Genomic DNA, 16,392 nt, shown 5'->3' with positions numbered 1-16,392 from the left:
TTAATATATTCAATTGAATGATTCCTCATAAATCGTTTTAATAACATAACCAGCTATTAATTTTCTCTTCAAAATCGTGCTCCTTCCAAGCAACAATTGCGCTCATTTCTCCTAACTGTGATATTTGATGTTGGAATAACGTATCTCCTAAAAAGTATCCCAGTCGACTATGTCCAAATTTTTCCCCTCCATTTATAGAAAACCACTCACGATAAATATCTTGGGGAGTACAAGTAGCAAGATCTTTTGCAAACCCCAGTTTAGCATCTTGTTTATTCGATTCTGCAAATGACAACCACTCATAACCCCCATCGTTAAAAGAAAAATAAATAGAAGGGTGCAAATCAGGTACTGTTCTCCTAGAAAAATGTGTAGCTGCTCCTTCCTGATAAAGCCAAGTAAGAGGGCTGTTCCACTGAATTTTTGTCCAGTCAATTCCTTTGTCATTTGAAATAATGTTATATGTAACGTGACCAAACTCGTGTGCAACAATGGTTTTTAAATGATTAGGTTCTGGTGATAATTTTTCTAAAGCAAAAGTTATATTAGGTATGATTTGACGATATGTATAGGCATTAGAACCGAAGCCCCCAACTATTAAATTTACTTCAATTGGAAAGGATACTTGATATATACTAAAATATTCTTCCTCTATTTCATTTATGATAGGTACAATGTTCTCGTGAGTTTGCTTTATGGTTGAAAAAATTTGAGGATATTTTGATATTGATTGTTTATGCCTTTCTTCATTGTCTTTGCAATGATATAAAAAGTATTCTTTAAATACATCGGGATATTCATTGTAATAGTGCCTTAAAAATCTTAAAGAAGGTAGATAGTTATTTACAAAAAACGGTATGGTATCTATGATTTTCAAGTGAATTCCCCAAAAATTTAAATATCTATCACTAATAACAAGTCTATAGATTTTAATAAAGCTTTTCCCTGTCTTTTTCTTCAAAACAAAGTGGATATCCTCTTTTTCGCTAAACTGTCCCTTTAGCTCTATAAGAAAAAAGCAATCCTCGCTAAATGAAGTAAACCACCTGTTAGTTGAATTAGAAAATGTTATCCAATCAAGAGGTCTTTTTGGACTCAAATCTTATTTTCGTTCATAACAGGAATGCTTCCCTTTTTTCAAAATGCTAAAAAGTGATTAATCTATTTAAAATGCCGGAGAAGGATGTAATCTTCTCCGGCATTTTTATTAACTCCCCCGATATACCTGATAACCCCATGGGGAAACGAGTAAGGGCACATGATAGTGAGAGGCGGGGGAGGAAAGTCCAAAACGGACGGGAACTTGGTCCAAAAAGGGTCTTAAATTATTGAAATTTGTTTTTTGATTTAGGTTCCACACATAATCACCTGTCAATGTAATGTGTTCCCAACCAAATGGGGATATATGTTGTAAATATTCCTCTGGAATGTCCACGCCTTTTGCACGCAAAGCATCTACCGCACGTGATATATATACCGTATTCCATAATACAATAGCTAAAATAAGAAGTTGCAAACCGTCGACTTTTTGTTATGTTTGGATTTTAAAAGACTAGTTTCTTTTCTGCGTCACATACGGATAAATCGGATCTCTTAATTCGAAGTCATACGTTTCTCCATTCACAATTCCTACCACCCTCTCACTGTCATATAAATCTAGTAAGAAACCGGCCATTTGTTCAGCTGTATGGAACTTAGGAACAAAACCATCATATTCAAAATTATCAACATTATAGGAGCGTTTCGCAAATTCGGTCTCTGTTGCAGCAGGAGCCAAGACTTTTGCTTGCATGGCTGCCCCTTTTCCTTTCAATTCTTGTGCTAGACCTTCTGTAAAGGCACTTACATAGAACTTTGTCGCGCAGTAGGTCACAGCATCGGCAACAATCCGGTATCCTCCTCCTGAAGAAATATTAATGATTTGCGTTCCATCAACATCTCCATAGTCACGTACATAAAGAGAGGACAGAACGGTTAAGGCTTCAATATTCAAGTGAAGCATCGTCTCAATTTTATTTAAATTTTGTTCCCCAACGGAAGCAAAGTTTCCAAAACCAGCATTGTTGATCCAAGTCTCGATCTGATAATCCTGAAGACTTTCGTAGAATTCATAAACATTTGCAGTAACAGATAAGTCAACAATTCGAATGACAACATCCAGGTCTGCGTTAATGTCAGCCACTTTTGATTTTAGCTTTTCCAATTCCTCCGTTCTGCGAGCTGCTATGATTAAGTTTTTCCCACGAGCCGCAAAAGCAAGGGCCGTTTCATACCCAATTCCTGAACTGGCACCCGTAATAACTGTATATTTCATATAAATCCCTCCTGAATTTTATCCAATTGATTTTATTGTGAGCGAACTATGAGTTGATTATAATGATTAGAGTAAACTCTAAGTCAAGAAAAAATTAATGTGGAGGTTTCTTATGCACAGCATTGGTGAAGTGGCTAAAATTTTAGGGATAAGTACACATACATTGGGTATTACGAAAAAGAAAAAATTATAATTCCTGTTCGTGATGCCAGCGGAGACAGGCGATATAACGATACACATATTAAATGGCTGCAATTTGTTATCAAGTTAAGAGAAACACAAATGCCTATCGCGAAAATAAAGAAGTATGCTTCATTAGTTTTAGAAGGAGAACATACCACACTAGAGCGATTAAGCCTTTTAGAAGAACATAAAGACTCTATTAAGAAACAAATCAGAACGTTAAAAGCTGTAGATGAGATGCTTGAATATAAAATTGTGGCTTACAAGGATTTCATCAGTAAACGAGATTAGATGCAGTCTCTATAGGGTGTTATACCAGCAAAACGCGGAAAACATATGCTAAGCAAATTTGTCTAAAAATCTATACCAAAAACGGTGGTTCCGGGAGCTGGATAGTTTTGTTTCGGAAGTAATCGCCAATATGAAAGACGATTTCGTAGTTTCCCATTTTTGTATTTTCTGCGGTTAGGAGCGGGGCATGATGCACAGGTATTTGGAACAATGTGCCCAACTTGCTTGCTGTTTGTTCCGAGTCAGGGGGGAATCAGCCACTCACCTAAGGAGTTTACTAGTGTTCCAGATTTGGAAAGGGGAATCGATGTTTTAAGCGAAATACTATATAGATTAGCCTATTAAAGGGAGCTGAGGAAAATGGCATTTTCAGAATTACATACACCGATGAGGACAATCATGACTCCAGGTCCAGTCGAGGTGGATCCGCGTGTGCTAAGAGCGATGAGCACACCTATATTAGGGCAATTTGACCCCGCATTTACTACAATCATGAATGAAGTGATGGAAATGCTTCGGTTGGTTTTTCAAACGAAAAATAAGTGGGCTTTTCCAATTGATGGTACATCAAGATCCGGCAATGAAGCGATCCTTTGCAGCATCATTGAACCAGGAGATAAAGTTCTGGTTCCTATTTTCGGAAGATTTGGTCATTTGTTTGTTGAAATTTGTGAACGATATGGAGCGGAAGTCCATACGATTGAATGTTCATGGGGAGAAGTGTTTGATCCGCAAGTGGTTATTAAGGAAATCAAGAAAGTGTCCCCAAAAATAACCACGATTGTTCATGGAGAAACTTCTACGGGGTGTATGCAGCCGTTGAAGGAAATCGGGGTGGCCTGCCGTGAATTGGATGTCTTGCTTGTGGTCGATGCGGTTGCTTCCATCGGCGGAACAGACGTAAAGGTAGATGAATGGTGTATTGATGGATTAATAGGCGGGACGCAAAAATGCTTGTCTGTTCCTTCAGGGATGGCGCCGATTACATATAATGAAAGAATTGAAAAAATCATTCAGTCTCGTAAAAAAGTGGAATGTGGGATTGCGACAGAAGAGGACCGCCAAAAGGTCTTGAGCCACCGTCCCATCACCAGCAATTATTTCGATTTAAGTATGCTGCAGGATTATTGGGGCCCGCGCCGCTTGAATCACCATACAGAGGCAACTTCAATGATTTATGCGTTACGTGAAGGGTTGCGCCTTGTACTTGAAGAAGGATTGGAAAAACGCTTCGCTCGTCATAAACTCCATGAATCCGCCCTCGTTGCAGGGGTCAAGGCAATGGGATTAACGTTATTTGGGGATAAGAAAAACAAACTTCCATGTGTAACTTGTATCAGAATTCCAGAAGGTATCGACGGGGAAGCGGTACGAGGTATGCTTTTGAATGAATTCAGTATCGAGATCGCCTCCTCGTTTGGTCCGCTTCACGGAAAGATCTGGAGAATCGGCACCATGGGATTTAGCTGTCGGAAAGAAAACATTCTCTTTGTGCTAGCTTCCTTAGAAGCCGTTCTTTTACGCCAGGGTTTCGAAGTGAATCGAGGAGAAGCTTTACAGGCTGCACTTGATGTATATGTAGGGAAGACAGAGAAAGTGGGTGTAGGTAGGAGTTCTATTTGATTTTTTTATTATGAAGGAGTGATGTTAATGTCAACATACGACCTTATTATCCGCAATGGTTACGTAGTTTTACCTGATGAAGTTAAGAAAGCTGATATTGCGGTACATAATGGGGTGATTGTTAAGGTTGGGAATCAGTTAGATAGTAAAGCTAATGTAGAGTATGAGGCGAAAGGTTAGTACATTTTTCCGGGTATGATTGATGTGCATGTCCATTTTAGTGAACCTGGTCGCGCTCATTGGGAAGGTTTTGATACAGGGTCGCAAATGATGGCTGCGGGGGAAATGGTTAAAAGTGATGGACTCCAGAATTGTAGTTAATAACTAGTCAGAAAACTTTTGGAATCCGTACAACTGTAGCGATAGTCATTTTAAGTATTATTTTTTGAATCCAGTTATCTATTACCCTCCTATATATGTCTTGTTAAAGGCCTATCTATCAGGGAGAAAAAGCCAACCGGACAGGTCGACTGACATGTCCGGTTTTAATAATGCTTTATTCATCTTGTTGAACAAAATAATGATTCTTCCGATATACCATCGCTTCCATGGTTGCGATTAGTTCCTTTTCATTTAGGACTTCGATTTTGTACCATGCGAGTTTGTGATTTTTCTTTATTTCTTTTGCATTTGCAGTTAAAGTCTCACCACGTTTGCCAGCGGATATAAAGTTAACATTGGTTGTGACGCCCACTGCTATTTTGCCGTATGAATTGCTCGCAGCTGCGAATACGTAATCCGCAAGTGAAAAGATAATTGCCCCGTGAACCGTTCCGTGTGAATTGAGCATGCGGTCGTCAGGGATTAATTCAGCTTCCGCTGTGCCAGGCCCAAGTTTTGTCAGTTTCATACCGAGAAAAGATGCAAATGGTTCGTCTTTAAGCACTTGCTTAATTTGATCATAATGTAATTCATGAATATCCTGATCATCTAATTGAATGGTCATGGAAATCCTCCTTTCTTCTAATGGTCTTTCGCTGAGCTTATCCCAAATCCGGTGTTAGATTTGAAAAGTACTTCCGGAAATTTATTTTCCTCTTCTTTTGCTTTAGACAACACTGTCCCTAAATATGCACCAATAAAACCAAGTGGCACGGTGAAAATGGTCGGGTTGCTCATTGTGAAGAGAGGATTCCCTGTGAAAATACCAATTCCAGGTTCCGGATTCCATACATTCGGGCTGAGCATAACTAATATAAGAGAACTGAGTAACCCGAATAACATGCCGGTGATCGCTCCAGTTGCATTAAATCGTTTCCAATAAATTGTACAAAGGATAATCGGCAAGTTGGCACTTGCAGCGATTCCTAATGCAAGTACAGAAAGGAAAGCGACGTTCAACGATTGTGCAAACAAGGCAAGCACGATTGATATAACAGCTACACTAACTGATGCAACACGGGCTACAAGAATTTGCTGCTTTTCAGTTATTTTTCCGTCTTTAATAATTTCACCATAAATGTCATGTGCGAAAGCGGACGCAGACGTTAAAACAAGACCGGATACAACCGCTAAAATAGTGGCAAATGCGACGGCTGAAACGAAAGCGAACAAAAATTCACCGCCCACGGTTAATGCGAGGAGTGGCGCTGCCATGTTTCCAGCAGAGTTTGCTTCAACGATGCGGTCAAATCCTACGAAAGAAGCAGCTCCGAATCCTAGGAAAATAGTCATGATAAAAAATAAGCCTATAAACCATGTGGAATATACTACCGATTTTCTTGCAGTAGCCGCGTCCTTTACTGTAAAGAAGCGGACGAGCAGATGGGGAAGGCCAGCTGCGCCCAGGACAAGTGACATATTAAATGAAATCATGTCAAGTCCATCAGTGTATTTATTGCCTGGATTTAAAAAATTGTTTCCAAGAGGTGTTGCTGTTTGAACATGGTGGAACATTTCAGAGATGTTAAAATTAAAGCGGGAAAAAACAATAAAGGTCAACACAGCGGAACCGCACAGTAAAAGAACCGCTTTGGTGATTTGCACCCAGCTTGTCGCTCTCATCCCGCCGAAAATTACGTAAATTGTCATCAATACACCGACGAGAAGAACGGATAGCCCGTAATCGATGCCGAGCAACAGTTTAATTAATCCACCAGCACCAACTAGTTGTGCAATCATGTAAAAGATTGAAATGACAAGTGTGTTCGCGGCAGCTATCCCACGTACTTTTTTTGATTTGAAACGCGCTGAAATCATGTCTGCCAGCGTATATTTTCCCAAGTTACGCAGTGGTTCTGAAACAAGATACAATAAGACGAGAAATGCAACAAGGTTCCCGATGCTCATATAAAAGCCATCGAAACCGATTAGTGCGATAGCTCCTGTAATTCCTAGGAAAGAAGCAGCTGACATAAAGTCACCGGCCACGGCTAATCCATTTTGCCAGGCAGTCAATCCGCCACCTGCTGTATAAAAATCACTTGCGTTTTTCGTCTTTTTAGAAGAATAATATGTTATTGTAAGCGTTAACAAAATGATGCCTAAAAAAAGCGTAAGAGATAAAGTGCTCATTCGCCAAGCTCCTCCCGATATTTAGTTAAAATATTCTTTGCCATCTTGTCGTACTTCGCTGATTTCTTAATATAGACAATTCCTCCGATCCATACGACAGCAAATTGGAGAAGTGCGTACACCCATGCCCATGTAATATTGAGAAAAGCTTCGCCCTTTAATACATCTGTATAGGCAGCTAAAACAGGCAGGACAAAATAAAATGTAAGAAAGAATAGAGTGACTGGTACAATGAATGCTTTTTTCTTTTGAAGTAAATCTTTGAAATCTTCTGTTTCAATTAATTTACGATACTGAATCTCTCTGTCATTGCCTTTGATTAAATGATCTGTTTTTACTGGCGATTCCATAATAATATCCCCCTTGAAATTATAATACGATTTTTAAACGAGTTTATCTAAATTTGATATATATCAATGTAAAAGTATCATAGTCAGAAAGTTATGTAAATTTAAAATTAAATTTTTTGTTAATTTTGCTAATTTTGTTAATTTCAAAGAAAACATTATTGACAACGTATAAATGGCGTATTAATCTTAAAAATGAAACATAACAATAATTAATATTCCGTTTTTATATCGTTATGAAAAAGGGGTCGGATGAAGAACGAGCAAATAAGGGGGACTGAAACAATGTACAATCCAGAAGTTGAAACAGCTACGCGTGCTGAAATGGAAAGATTACAAGTGACACGCCTTAAAAAAACGATAAGCCATGTATATGAAAATGTACCTTATTACAGAGAGAAATTTGAAGAACTGGGTCTTAACCCAGAAGATATTCAACAGTTAAGCGATATTACAAAGCTTCCATTTACAAAAAAACAGGTTCTGCGCGATCAATATCCTTTCGGTTTATTCGCGGTTCCTATGGAAGATGTAACACGTATACATGGATCATCCGGAACAAGCGGGAAGCCGACAATTGTCGGATATACGAAAAATGATTTGGAGAACTGGGCAACTATCGTCGCGCGAGGAATTGTCGCTGCGGGAGGGCGGAAATCGGATATTTTTCATAATGCATACGGATATGGTCTGTTTACAGGCGGACTGGGTCTTCACTATGGTGCAGAGCAGTTAGGCGTTGCAACGGTTCCTATTTCAGGTGGAAACACAGATCGTCAAATTACCATTATTAATGATTTTAAACCGCGAGGCATTTGTGGTACTCCCTCTTATATTTTGAATATTGCTGAAAAGATGGAAGAGATGGGGATCGACCCAGCTGATAATGGGCTTGAGTATGGAATTTTCGGAGCTGAGCCATGGTCAGAGGAAATGAGAGCTACTCTTGAAAAGAAACTGAACTTGAAAGCGGTCGATATTTACGGTCTAAGTGAGATCATGGGACCGGGTGTTGCTATTGAATGTCATGAAGCACAGGATGGACTTCATATCGCAGAAGATCATTTCCTTGTTGAAGTAATCAACCCGGATACGCTTGAACCCGTAGAGGACGGAGAAGATGGAGAACTTGTTTTTACTAGTTTAACAAAGGAAGCGCTACCAATTATTCGATATCGTACAGGTGATATTGCTTCCATTACTCATGAGCAGTGTAGATGCGGACGTACGACAACAAGAATGTCCCGTGTTAAAGGCAGGACGGACGATATGATCATAGTAAGAGGCGTGAATGTATTCCCATCTGAAATTGAGCGTGTGCTGTTCCAAATGGAGGGGATTGTTCCTCATTATCAGATTCATCTTATTAAGAAAGGTAACATGGATAGTGTTGAACTGCATATTGAAATTGAAAGCGGTTTCTATAAAGGTATAGATGGAGACTTAACACATGAAAATGTACAAAAATTAAAGAAGGCGATTCAGCACCATATGAAATCCACATGTCTTGTAACAATGGATATTGTTGTTAACATCCCAAAAAGCATTCCGCGTTCAGAGGGAAAAGCCATTCGTGTTGTTGACAAGCGGAAAGATGCTGTGATTAATGCATAACTTGATGGAAAGGAAGAAATCAGATGAACCAGCAAAGTAATGTAGTCGATGTCACGATTATTGGCGGCGGACCAGTTGGGCTTTTTACAGCATTTTATGGTGGCATGAGACAAATGTCTGTCAAGATCATAGAAAGTTTGCCACAGCTAGGAGGTCAGTTATCTGCATTATATCCAGAAAAGTATATTTATGATGTTGCAGGATTTCCAAAAGTGCGGGCACAGGAATTAGTTAATAATTTAAAAGAACAAATGAAAGCGTTTAAACAAGAGGTCTGCTTAGAGCAAGCGGTTGAAACAATTGAAAAGCAGGAAGATGGTATTTTTAAGTTAACAACAAATAAAGAAGTTCATTTTTCAAGAACAATCATTATTACAGCGGGTAATGGTGCATTTCAACCGAGGAAACTAAAAATTAGTACAGAAGAAAAATTTGAGGGGAAAAACCTTCACTATTTTGTGGATAACCTAAATTCGTTTACGGAAAAGGATGTTGTTGTGTTTGGTGGTGGTGATTCAGCAGTTGATTGGGCCTTAATGCTGGAGCCTATCGCTAATAACGTAACCATTGCGCACCGACGTGAAAAATTCCGTGCACATGAGCATAGCGTTGAAAATTTAACGAACTCTACCGTTAATGTTATGACTCCTTATGTCCCTGTTGAATTGCGTGGTTCTGAAGAGATTGAATATGTGGTACTTGAGAATGTGAATAATGGTCAAGAATCTATACAAAAGGTAGATGCAGTCGTGGTTAACTATGGATTTATCTCATCCCTTGGACCGATAAAAGACTGGGGGCTTGAAATTGAAAAAAATTCGATTGTCGTTAATTCAAGAATGGAAACGAATATCCCGGGCATTTATGCCGCGGGTGATATTTGTACATACGATGGAAAAGTAAAGCTAATAGCTAGTGGTTTTGGTGAAGCTCCTACTGCAATCAGCAATGCGAAAGTATACATTGATCCATCTTCAAAAGTTCAGCCACTTCATAGTACAAGTTTAATGGAAGAGAAGAAAGAACCAATTACGAAATAAGAATAAGGGGGAAGGCATCATGGCTAAATATACAATTGTGGATCAAGATACATGCATTGCATGCGGTGCATGTGGTGCAGCAGCACCAGAAATTTTTGATTACAATGATGAAGGAATTGCATTTGTTCTTCTGGATGAAAATGAAGGAACTGCAGAAGTTGCGGAAGATTTATATGATGATCTGGATGATGCAATGGAAGGCTGCCCAACAGATTCTATCAAAGTGGAGTCGTCGCCATGTAAGGTTTTGGTTGAATAAAAGAATGGTTCAATCCCACCAATTTCCTATTATTTAGAAAAAATGACGCATTAGTCTTGCTTTTAATATAACAATAAAATATAATAACGTTATATTAACGTTATATATTGGATAAGAGGTGTTTAGATGAACGTTCTTTTAAATGATATGGCAGAACATGAAAAGTTAGATCAATTTATTGCCAGAATCAAAGCAGGAGAAAAGATAGAAGCGGATGATTGGATGCCGGAAGATTACAGGGGCACACTCATTAAATTAATTTCAATGCATGGAATCAGTGAAATCATGGGGGCACTTCCAGAAAAAGAATGGGTACCTAAAGCCCCTACCTTGAATAGAAAACTTGGAATCATGGCAAAAGTGCAGGATGAAATGGGACATGGACAATTATTGCTTCGCGTAGCCGAGGATTTGTTAAAGCCGTACAACAAAAAAAGGGATGACTTGATGCAAGATTTGTTTACAGGAGATTTAAAGTTTCATAATGTCTTCCATATGGAATCTAAATCTTGGGGAGATGCAGGGTTGATCGGCTGGTTGGTGGATGGAGCAGCTATTATTTCCCAAACGAACATGCTTGGTGCTTCATACGGTCCTTATGCTCGTGCTTTGCACAGGATTTGCGCGGAAGAAGTTTTTCATGCCCAGCATGGTGAAGCAATAATCATGGCTTTAGCAGAAGGCACGGAAGAACAAAGAAAAATGGTTCAAGACTCCATCGATTATTGGTGGGAATCGCTGTTACTTTTCTTTGGACCTCCTAGTAAGAATGAAGTTGGCTCTTCCAAACAAGATGTAACGATTAAGTACAGAATCAGAACAAGCACGAATGAAGAGCTTCGCCAAGCCTTTTTTTCTAAATATGTGAAGCGGATCCTTTCACTTGGCTATACCATTCCTGATGAAACACTTCGATTTGATAAAGATACTGAAACGTGGATTTATCAACAACCCGATTGGGGGAAATTGAAGATAATAGCAAGGAATGAAGGTCCCCGTTCACAGCAGCGCTTAAATCTTAGAAGGATTTCTTATGAAAATAATAAATGGGTGCGCGAAGCGTTAGCCCCAAAGGTCATCTAAGGGAGGGGGAAGAACGATATGGAAACTAGACAAAAAACGTACTTTGAAGAATTTGAAGTATTTAGCCGTAAAACTCAGACTTCACCAGTCCAATATCATTTTAGCCTGCTGGCCCCTAATGAGGATATCGCGATCATGATGGCACAAGAAAATTTCATGAGACGTGAAGCGGTTGATGATATCTGGGTTGTAAAAAGACAGAATATACGGAAAATGACGGTTGAAGAAAAGAAAACACTTCAACGTATAGATAATAAAGATTACAGGACAACAAAAGGTTATGGGTACCTAAAGAAAAAATGGCGGAAGTACGAGCAGGAAATGCTCGATGAAAAAGAGATAATGTCTTGGGCAGGAGGCGTGAAAAATGGAGAATAATTCATCATTGGAAAACACCGCAATTAAGGAATTGTTGCTTCAATTGGCGGACGATGACTTTATCCATTCATATCGTGGATCAGAGTGGCTAGGACTCGCTCCACATATCGAGGAAGATGTAGCATCTTCCTCGATAGCCCAAGATACGATGGGTCATGCAGCTATATTCTACAAATTATTGGAAGAACTTGGTGAAGGGGATGCAGATCAGCTAGCCCACGATCGTCCCGCGAAAGAACGTCGTAATGCGATAATTTTGGAAGTGGTCAATGGTCCTGGAAACTATATGGAAGACCCGGATTATGATTGGGCTTTTGCGGTAGTACGAAATTATTTATATACCCAAGCTAAAGCGATTAAGATTCAATCCCTTCATTCAAGTTCATATGAGCCGCTGGCTGAAGTAGCCCAAAAGGTACAGATGGAACTTTATTATCATTTGATGCACTGGAAAACATGGTTCATCCAATTGCTGGGTTCAGGTCACGAAGAAGCAGTTTCACGAATGAAAGCAGCTATTGAGAAAACGTTACAGGATTTTCAAGGAGTATTTTCACTTGGTCATTATCGAGTTGAAATGGTGAAGCAGGGTTTGATAGAAGATGAAGCGGTTTTATTGAATAAGTGGATTCAGGAAGTCACACCTGTTTTTGAAAGTGTAGGGGTGGTGTGCTCTATTGAAGTCGGAATGGTCAAAGGCGATGGACGCACTGGTCAGCATACAGAAGATTTAGAAAAAGCGCTAGAAACGTTAAGCGAAGTATACGCAAGCGATAAAACAGCATCTTGGTGAAATATTAGAAAAAGGGGAGGGGTACTATGTCGACCGTATTGTTAAACACAGAAGAAATATATAAACTCCTGGAAGACGTTAAAGATCCCGAAATCGATACAGTCAGTATTCTGGATTTAGGGATGGTTGAGAATGTGACGGTTTCGGGACCGGACGTTTCAGTGAAAATGCTTCCAACTTTTCTAGGATGTCCCGCACTGTCCATCATTCAGAAAAATGTGGAGACAGCCATTAAACAGCTGACTGCCGTTGGAAATGTAAGTGTGGAATTTCTACGTTCCCCTTCCTGGACATCTGACCGGATTACGGAAAAGGGGAAAGCGGGATTAAAGGTTTTTGGGATCTCCCCTCCTCCTCGACAAATGAAAAAAGATGGATCATGGCATGTAGATTGCCCGTATTGTGAATCTACCTATGTCACGATGGAAAACATATTCGGCCCAACAGCTTGCCGTAGCATTTTATATTGCAAAGCATGTAAAAATCCGTTCGAAGCGATGAAACCTATGATAAAAACTATCTAAATATGGAGGTATTCAAATGGTAAAGTTAATAGCCCTATACAAACAGCCTGAAAATAAGGAAGCGTTTGATGAGCACTATTTCAATGTACACGGTCCAATCACGGAAAAAATCCCTGGTCTTCAAAAAATGGAAGTCACTAAAATAGTCGGAACTCCAATGGGCAAAGACTCTGAATATCACATTCTATGTGAAATGTATTATGAAGACCATGAAGCACTTCAACAAGGAATGCGTTCTCCTGAAGGAAAAGCATCAGGAAAAGACTTAATGGGCTTTGCAGGGAAACTTGTAACGATGATGATTGGTGAAGAAGTAAAATGAATGCGCTTCAATTTATTGAAACGTCAATTGAGGACGGAATTGGCTATATCTTTTTAAATCGCCCGAAGCAATTGAATGCATTGAATCGACAAATGGTCAGCGAAATTGTTTCTTCTATGGAAGCATTTGACCGCGATTCCCAAGTGAAGGTGATTTTGCTGACGGGCAATGGAAAAGCATTCTCTGCTGGAGCAGACATTGATGAGATGGTGAATGACAATCCAATCAGTATGGAGTTAACTAATCAATTTGCTGATTGGGACCGAATGGGTCTAGTTAAAAAGCCCGTGATTGGTGCGGTAAAAAGTTTTGTATTCGGCGGCGGTTTTGAACTTGCTTTATCCTGTGACTTTTTGATCGCCGCTAGTGACACACAGTTTTCCTTTCCTGAAGTTACTCTTGGAGTCATGCCTGGTGCAGGCGGAACACAAAGACTAACGAAATTGGTAGGCAAAACGAAGGCACTTGAATGGATATTGACTGCCGAAAGGATCAATGCAAAAACAGCATTACAATACGGCTTTATTAATAAAATTGTTGCACCAGAATTGTTGATGGAGGAAACGGTTGATTTTGCTAGAAAGATAGCCAAACAACCCCCGCTAGCAGTTAGGATGATTAAAGAATCCGTAAATAAAGCCGTTGATTATTCCTTATATGAGGGAATGCAATATGAACGGAAGAACTTCTATATTCTTTTTGCATCAGAGGACCAAAAAGAAGGAATGAAAGCATTTGTTGAAAAAAGAAAGCCTAATTTTACAGGCGAATAAGGAGTGCTCTATGTACGAAACAATCACATATAGGGTTGAAAACGGAGTGGCATGGCTTACTTTAAACCGTCCTGATAAACTAAATGCCTTTACGTCCCAAATGAATAGGGAGATACAAAAAGCGATCAAAACATCGGCGAGCTCTGATGAAGTACGTGCCATTATCATTACTGGTGAAGGCAGAGCCTTTTGTTCAGGACAAGATTTATCTGAAGTGGATGAAGGTGTAAATTTAGGGCAAATGCTCCGGGAAGATTACAGCCCGATGATGCAGCAACTAGCAAGCTGTGAAAAACCAATTATTGCAGCCGTAAATGGAGTGGCTGCAGGGGCTGGCTTCAGTCTGGCACTGGCATGTGATTTCCGTCTTGTTTCCGAGAAAGCCAGTTTTTTAAATGCTTTTGTCAACATTGGTTTGATTCCTGATTCAGGAAATCTATATTACCTTTCGCGAATTGTTGGTCATGCAAAAGCATTGGAATTATCCGTATTTGGAGAAAAGGTACCTGCAGCTGAGGCGAAAAACATGGGTCTAGCTACAAAAGTAATCAGTGTGGAAGAATGGAACGAGCAAGTGAAAGCCTTTGCAGAAAACATCGCAAGCAAACCTACGAAAGCAATTGGATTAATCAAAAGATACTTAGAGGCATCTTATCACCTTTCATTAGAAGAGTATTTAAAAGAAGAAGCAGAAGGTCAGCGAATTGCTGGCTTAACGATAGATTATTCTGAAGGTGTAACAGCCTTTGCAGAGAAAAGAAAAGCTCAATTTATTGGGAAATAATAAAAAGGGGAGTGGGATTACATGGTTAAAGTTCAAGAAACAGTATTTGAAAAAGCAGAAACGAAGCGTGATTATTACCACCTAATTATTAACGGCGAAAGAGTGGAAAGTTCTAACGGAGCTACTATTGATGCCATTAATCCTGCGACTGGTGAAATCATTGCCAAGGTTGCAAAGGCTACTAAGGAAGATGCAGAAAAGGCAGTACAAGCTGCACGTGAAGCATTTGATAATGGCAAATGGAAAAAAACACCGATCAATAAGCGGTCTCGTGTATTAAACAAAATTGCGGCTATTATGCGTTCACGCTTCAATGAATTAGTAGAATTAGAGGTTTTGAACAGTGGAAAATCCATTTCTGCAGCGCAAGGTCAAGTTATGCAGGCGATAGAAGACTTCGAGTTTTATGCGGGAGCGTTAGTTGGACATCGTGGATCAGTCAATAATGTTCCAGGACAATTCCATAACTATACGGAAAAAGAACCTGTGGGAGTATGTGCGCAAATCATTCCTTGGAACTATCCAATGATGATGGCAGCTTGGAAAATTGCACCGGCCATTGCAGTGGGCTGTTCTGTCATTGTTAAGCCAGCATCTTTAACTCCACTTACTGCCATTGTATTAGGTGAAATTTGTATGGAAGCAGGCGTTCCTTCTGGGGTAGTCAATATCATTCCTGGTCCTGGATCTGATGTAGGGAATTATCTTGTTGAACATCCGAAAGTGAATAAAGTAGCTTTCACAGGATCTACGCCAATCGGAAGAGACCTTATGGGCAAAGCCTCGCAGACATTAAAAAGGGTAACATTGGAGCTTGGCGGAAAATCTCCTAATATTGTCTTTGAAGACGCGGACATTGAAGCAGCTATTGATGGATCCCTATATGGTATTTTCTACAATACAGGTCAATCTTGTGAGGCGAGATCACGTTTATACGTACATGAAGATATTTACGATGAGTTTGTCACTAGATTCGTAGAAAAAACGAAAAAACTGAAATTAGGCAATCCATTAGATAAAGAAACGCATGTAGGTGCAGTCATTGATCAGGGACAATTGGATGTTATCGAAAAATATGTTCAATCTGCTATTGCTGATGGAGCAGAAATCCTAGCGGGTGGAAAACAAGCTGTTATTGAAGGCTTTGAAAGTGGTTATTGGTATGAGCCGACAGTCATTGCGAATGTTAATCATGACATGGATGTCGTTAAAGAAGAAATATTTGGTCCAGTTGTCGTTATCATGAAGTTCAAAGATGAAAAAGAAGCCATTAGACTAGCGAATGATACGGAATTTGGTTTGGGCTCTGCCCTTTGGACAAAGGATGGCGGCCGCGCAACTCGTGTGGCAAATCAAATCGAAGCAGGGATTGTCATGGTCAACTGTCCATTCTCAGCTTTTCCAGGAACACCTTTCGGCGGCTATAAACAATCAGGATTCGGCCGAGAACTTTGTATTGAGACATTGGATCTTTATACAGAAACAAAAAGTATCATTTCCTATCATGGAAGCCGTCCATTAAATCCTTTTGGTATTAAATAAAAACATTG

Annotated in this window: 19 protein-coding genes and 3 pseudogenes; 15 read left to right on the top strand and 7 right to left on the bottom strand. The window is 39.6% G+C overall.

The genetic code is table 11. From position 1 onward, the window contains the following. Positions 1 to 37: 37 nt before the first annotated feature. The 4 genes and pseudogenes from JFU24_RS10945 to JFU24_RS10935 form a co-directional block, all read right to left on the bottom strand. On the bottom strand, positions 38 to 961 hold the full coding sequence (locus JFU24_RS10945) for a hypothetical protein (protein WP_242485321.1): 924 nt from the start codon (positions 959 to 961) through the stop codon (positions 38 to 40). Positions 962 to 1,207: 246 nt separating this feature from the next. Continuing rightward, positions 1,208 to 1,375, bottom strand: coding sequence for a hydroxyisourate hydrolase (locus JFU24_RS31305; RefSeq protein ID WP_446728238.1), 168 nt, complete (start codon positions 1,373 to 1,375; stop codon positions 1,208 to 1,210). Next, positions 1,373 to 1,516, bottom strand: a pseudogene (locus JFU24_RS31300) (Tn3 family transposase); the annotation flags it as partial. The pseudogene JFU24_RS31300 and the gene JFU24_RS31305, both read right to left, overlap by 3 nt. Before the next feature lie 36 nt (positions 1,517 to 1,552). Further along, positions 1,553 to 2,314 carry an SDR family NAD(P)-dependent oxidoreductase gene (locus JFU24_RS10935; protein ID WP_201182258.1) on the bottom strand — a complete coding sequence of 254 codons (762 nt, stop codon included), beginning with the start codon at positions 2,312 to 2,314 and terminating at the stop codon, positions 1,553 to 1,555. Positions 2,315 to 2,426: 112 nt separating this feature from the next. Here JFU24_RS10935 and JFU24_RS10930 point away from each other — a divergent pair. The 4 genes and pseudogenes from JFU24_RS10930 to JFU24_RS10915 all read left to right on the top strand — a co-directional run bounded on the left by JFU24_RS10930 (position 2,427) and on the right by JFU24_RS10915 (position 4,591). Next, positions 2,427 to 2,788: pseudogene (locus JFU24_RS10930) on the top strand (MerR family transcriptional regulator). Between the two features lie 177 nt (positions 2,789 to 2,965). Next, a pseudogene (locus JFU24_RS10925) lies at positions 2,966 to 3,133 on the top strand (M20/M25/M40 family metallo-hydrolase); the annotation flags it as partial. A 15-nt stretch (positions 3,134 to 3,148) separates the two neighbouring features. Further along, a complete protein-coding gene (locus JFU24_RS10920; protein WP_201221878.1) occupies positions 3,149 to 4,411 on the top strand; it encodes a pyridoxal-phosphate-dependent aminotransferase family protein in 1,263 nt (420 codons plus the stop codon). Positions 4,412 to 4,438: 27 nt separating this feature from the next. Continuing rightward, entirely contained in the window at positions 4,439 to 4,591 is a 153-nt protein-coding gene (locus JFU24_RS10915) for a hypothetical protein (RefSeq protein ID WP_201221876.1), read from the top strand. Positions 4,592 to 4,907: 316 nt separating this feature from the next. Here the strand turns inward: JFU24_RS10915 and JFU24_RS10910 are convergent, their stop codons facing one another. From JFU24_RS10910 to JFU24_RS10900, 3 genes are read right to left on the bottom strand one after another with little or no spacing between them, the layout of a single operon-like run. Beyond that, on the bottom strand, positions 4,908 to 5,357 hold the full coding sequence (locus JFU24_RS10910) for a PaaI family thioesterase (protein ID WP_201182250.1): 450 nt from the start codon (positions 5,355 to 5,357) through the stop codon (positions 4,908 to 4,910). Between the two features lie 17 nt (positions 5,358 to 5,374). Beyond that, positions 5,375 to 6,925 (bottom strand): solute symporter family protein, encoded by a 1,551-nt coding sequence (locus JFU24_RS10905; protein WP_201182248.1) that lies wholly within the window; start codon positions 6,923 to 6,925, stop codon positions 5,375 to 5,377. Further along, positions 6,922 to 7,275 (bottom strand): DUF485 domain-containing protein, encoded by a 354-nt coding sequence (locus tag JFU24_RS10900; protein ID WP_056531113.1) that lies wholly within the window; start codon positions 7,273 to 7,275, stop codon positions 6,922 to 6,924. Before JFU24_RS10900 ends, JFU24_RS10905 begins: the two co-directional genes overlap by 4 nt. 282 nt (positions 7,276 to 7,557) lie before the next feature. Between JFU24_RS10900 and paaK the strand changes: the two genes are divergently transcribed. From paaK to JFU24_RS10845, 11 genes are all read left to right on the top strand, one after another. Then, on the top strand, positions 7,558 to 8,886 hold the full coding sequence (gene paaK / locus JFU24_RS10895) for a phenylacetate--CoA ligase PaaK (protein WP_201182246.1): 1,329 nt from the start codon (positions 7,558 to 7,560) through the stop codon (positions 8,884 to 8,886). A gap of 23 nt (positions 8,887 to 8,909) precedes the next feature. After that, complete coding sequence (locus JFU24_RS10890; RefSeq protein ID WP_201182244.1) at positions 8,910 to 9,926, top strand: NAD(P)/FAD-dependent oxidoreductase; 1,017 nt, start codon at positions 8,910 to 8,912, stop codon at positions 9,924 to 9,926. Between the two features lie 19 nt (positions 9,927 to 9,945). Next, on the top strand, positions 9,946 to 10,185 hold the full coding sequence (locus tag JFU24_RS10885; protein ID WP_053344767.1) for a ferredoxin: 240 nt from the start codon (positions 9,946 to 9,948) through the stop codon (positions 10,183 to 10,185). A gap of 126 nt (positions 10,186 to 10,311) precedes the next feature. Then, entirely contained in the window at positions 10,312 to 11,268 is a 957-nt protein-coding gene (paaA, locus tag JFU24_RS10880) for a 1,2-phenylacetyl-CoA epoxidase subunit PaaA (RefSeq protein WP_053344768.1), read from the top strand. Positions 11,269 to 11,286: 18 nt separating this feature from the next. Further along, entirely contained in the window at positions 11,287 to 11,646 is a 360-nt protein-coding gene (gene paaB, locus JFU24_RS10875; protein WP_201182242.1) for a 1,2-phenylacetyl-CoA epoxidase subunit PaaB, read from the top strand. Then, positions 11,636 to 12,439 (top strand): 1,2-phenylacetyl-CoA epoxidase subunit PaaC, encoded by an 804-nt coding sequence (paaC, locus tag JFU24_RS10870; protein ID WP_201182240.1) that lies wholly within the window; start codon positions 11,636 to 11,638, stop codon positions 12,437 to 12,439. Before paaB ends, paaC begins: the two co-directional genes overlap by 11 nt. A gap of 26 nt (positions 12,440 to 12,465) precedes the next feature. Further along, complete coding sequence (gene paaD, locus JFU24_RS10865) at positions 12,466 to 12,963, top strand: 1,2-phenylacetyl-CoA epoxidase subunit PaaD (protein ID WP_201182238.1); 498 nt, start codon at positions 12,466 to 12,468, stop codon at positions 12,961 to 12,963. A gap of 16 nt (positions 12,964 to 12,979) precedes the next feature. Then, the gene (locus JFU24_RS10860) at positions 12,980 to 13,285 is read left to right on the top strand and encodes an EthD family reductase (protein WP_053344772.1); all 306 of its coding nucleotides are present in this window, start codon (positions 12,980 to 12,982) and stop codon (positions 13,283 to 13,285) included. Further along, complete coding sequence (locus JFU24_RS10855) at positions 13,282 to 14,058, top strand: enoyl-CoA hydratase/isomerase family protein (protein WP_098176530.1); 777 nt, start codon at positions 13,282 to 13,284, stop codon at positions 14,056 to 14,058. Before JFU24_RS10860 ends, JFU24_RS10855 begins: the two co-directional genes overlap by 4 nt. Before the next feature lie 10 nt (positions 14,059 to 14,068). Next, on the top strand, positions 14,069 to 14,842 hold the full coding sequence (locus JFU24_RS10850; RefSeq protein ID WP_056531129.1) for an enoyl-CoA hydratase-related protein: 774 nt from the start codon (positions 14,069 to 14,071) through the stop codon (positions 14,840 to 14,842). Between the two features lie 21 nt (positions 14,843 to 14,863). Continuing rightward, positions 14,864 to 16,384, top strand: a complete 1,521-nt coding sequence (locus JFU24_RS10845) for an aldehyde dehydrogenase family protein (RefSeq protein ID WP_201182236.1) — start codon at positions 14,864 to 14,866, stop codon at positions 16,382 to 16,384. Positions 16,385 to 16,392: the final 8 nt, after the last annotated feature.

Origin of the sequence: Peribacillus sp. TH27 (genome assembly GCF_016650915.1) — a bacterium.
GTDB classification, from domain to species: domain Bacteria; phylum Bacillota; class Bacilli; order Bacillales; family DSM-1321; genus Peribacillus; species Peribacillus butanolivorans.
Note: the sequence above shows the minus strand (reverse complement) of the source record. Positions and strands in the feature narration are given on the sequence as shown.

Excerpts from the sequence above, each read along its gene's own strand:
- paaC (WP_201182240.1), top strand. The coding sequence starts at position 11,636 with ATGGAGAATAATTCATCATTGGAAAACACCGCAATTAAGGAATTGTTG.
- JFU24_RS10905 (WP_201182248.1), bottom strand. The coding sequence starts at position 6,925 with ATGAGCACTTTATCTCTTACGCTTTTTTTAGGCATCATTTTGTTAACG.
- JFU24_RS10885 (WP_053344767.1), top strand. The coding sequence starts at position 9,946 with ATGGCTAAATATACAATTGTGGATCAAGATACATGCATTGCATGCGGT.
- JFU24_RS10890 (WP_201182244.1), top strand. The coding sequence starts at position 8,910 with ATGAACCAGCAAAGTAATGTAGTCGATGTCACGATTATTGGCGGCGGA.
- JFU24_RS10850 (WP_056531129.1), top strand. The coding sequence starts at position 14,069 with ATGTACGAAACAATCACATATAGGGTTGAAAACGGAGTGGCATGGCTT.
- paaB (WP_201182242.1), top strand. The coding sequence starts at position 11,287 with ATGGAAACTAGACAAAAAACGTACTTTGAAGAATTTGAAGTATTTAGC.
- JFU24_RS10920 (WP_201221878.1), top strand. The coding sequence starts at position 3,149 with ATGGCATTTTCAGAATTACATACACCGATGAGGACAATCATGACTCCA.
- paaD (WP_201182238.1), top strand. The coding sequence starts at position 12,466 with ATGTCGACCGTATTGTTAAACACAGAAGAAATATATAAACTCCTGGAA.
- JFU24_RS10915 (WP_201221876.1), top strand. The coding sequence starts at position 4,439 with ATGTCAACATACGACCTTATTATCCGCAATGGTTACGTAGTTTTACCT.
- JFU24_RS10855 (WP_098176530.1), top strand. The coding sequence starts at position 13,282 with ATGAATGCGCTTCAATTTATTGAAACGTCAATTGAGGACGGAATTGGC.
- paaK (WP_201182246.1), top strand. The coding sequence starts at position 7,558 with ATGTACAATCCAGAAGTTGAAACAGCTACGCGTGCTGAAATGGAAAGA.
- JFU24_RS10900 (WP_056531113.1), bottom strand. The coding sequence starts at position 7,275 with ATGGAATCGCCAGTAAAAACAGATCATTTAATCAAAGGCAATGACAGA.
- JFU24_RS10845 (WP_201182236.1), top strand. The coding sequence starts at position 14,864 with ATGGTTAAAGTTCAAGAAACAGTATTTGAAAAAGCAGAAACGAAGCGT.
- JFU24_RS10910 (WP_201182250.1), bottom strand. The coding sequence starts at position 5,357 with ATGACCATTCAATTAGATGATCAGGATATTCATGAATTACATTATGAT.
- JFU24_RS10935 (WP_201182258.1), bottom strand. The coding sequence starts at position 2,314 with ATGAAATATACAGTTATTACGGGTGCCAGTTCAGGAATTGGGTATGAA.
- JFU24_RS10860 (WP_053344772.1), top strand. The coding sequence starts at position 12,980 with ATGGTAAAGTTAATAGCCCTATACAAACAGCCTGAAAATAAGGAAGCG.
- paaA (WP_053344768.1), top strand. The coding sequence starts at position 10,312 with ATGAACGTTCTTTTAAATGATATGGCAGAACATGAAAAGTTAGATCAA.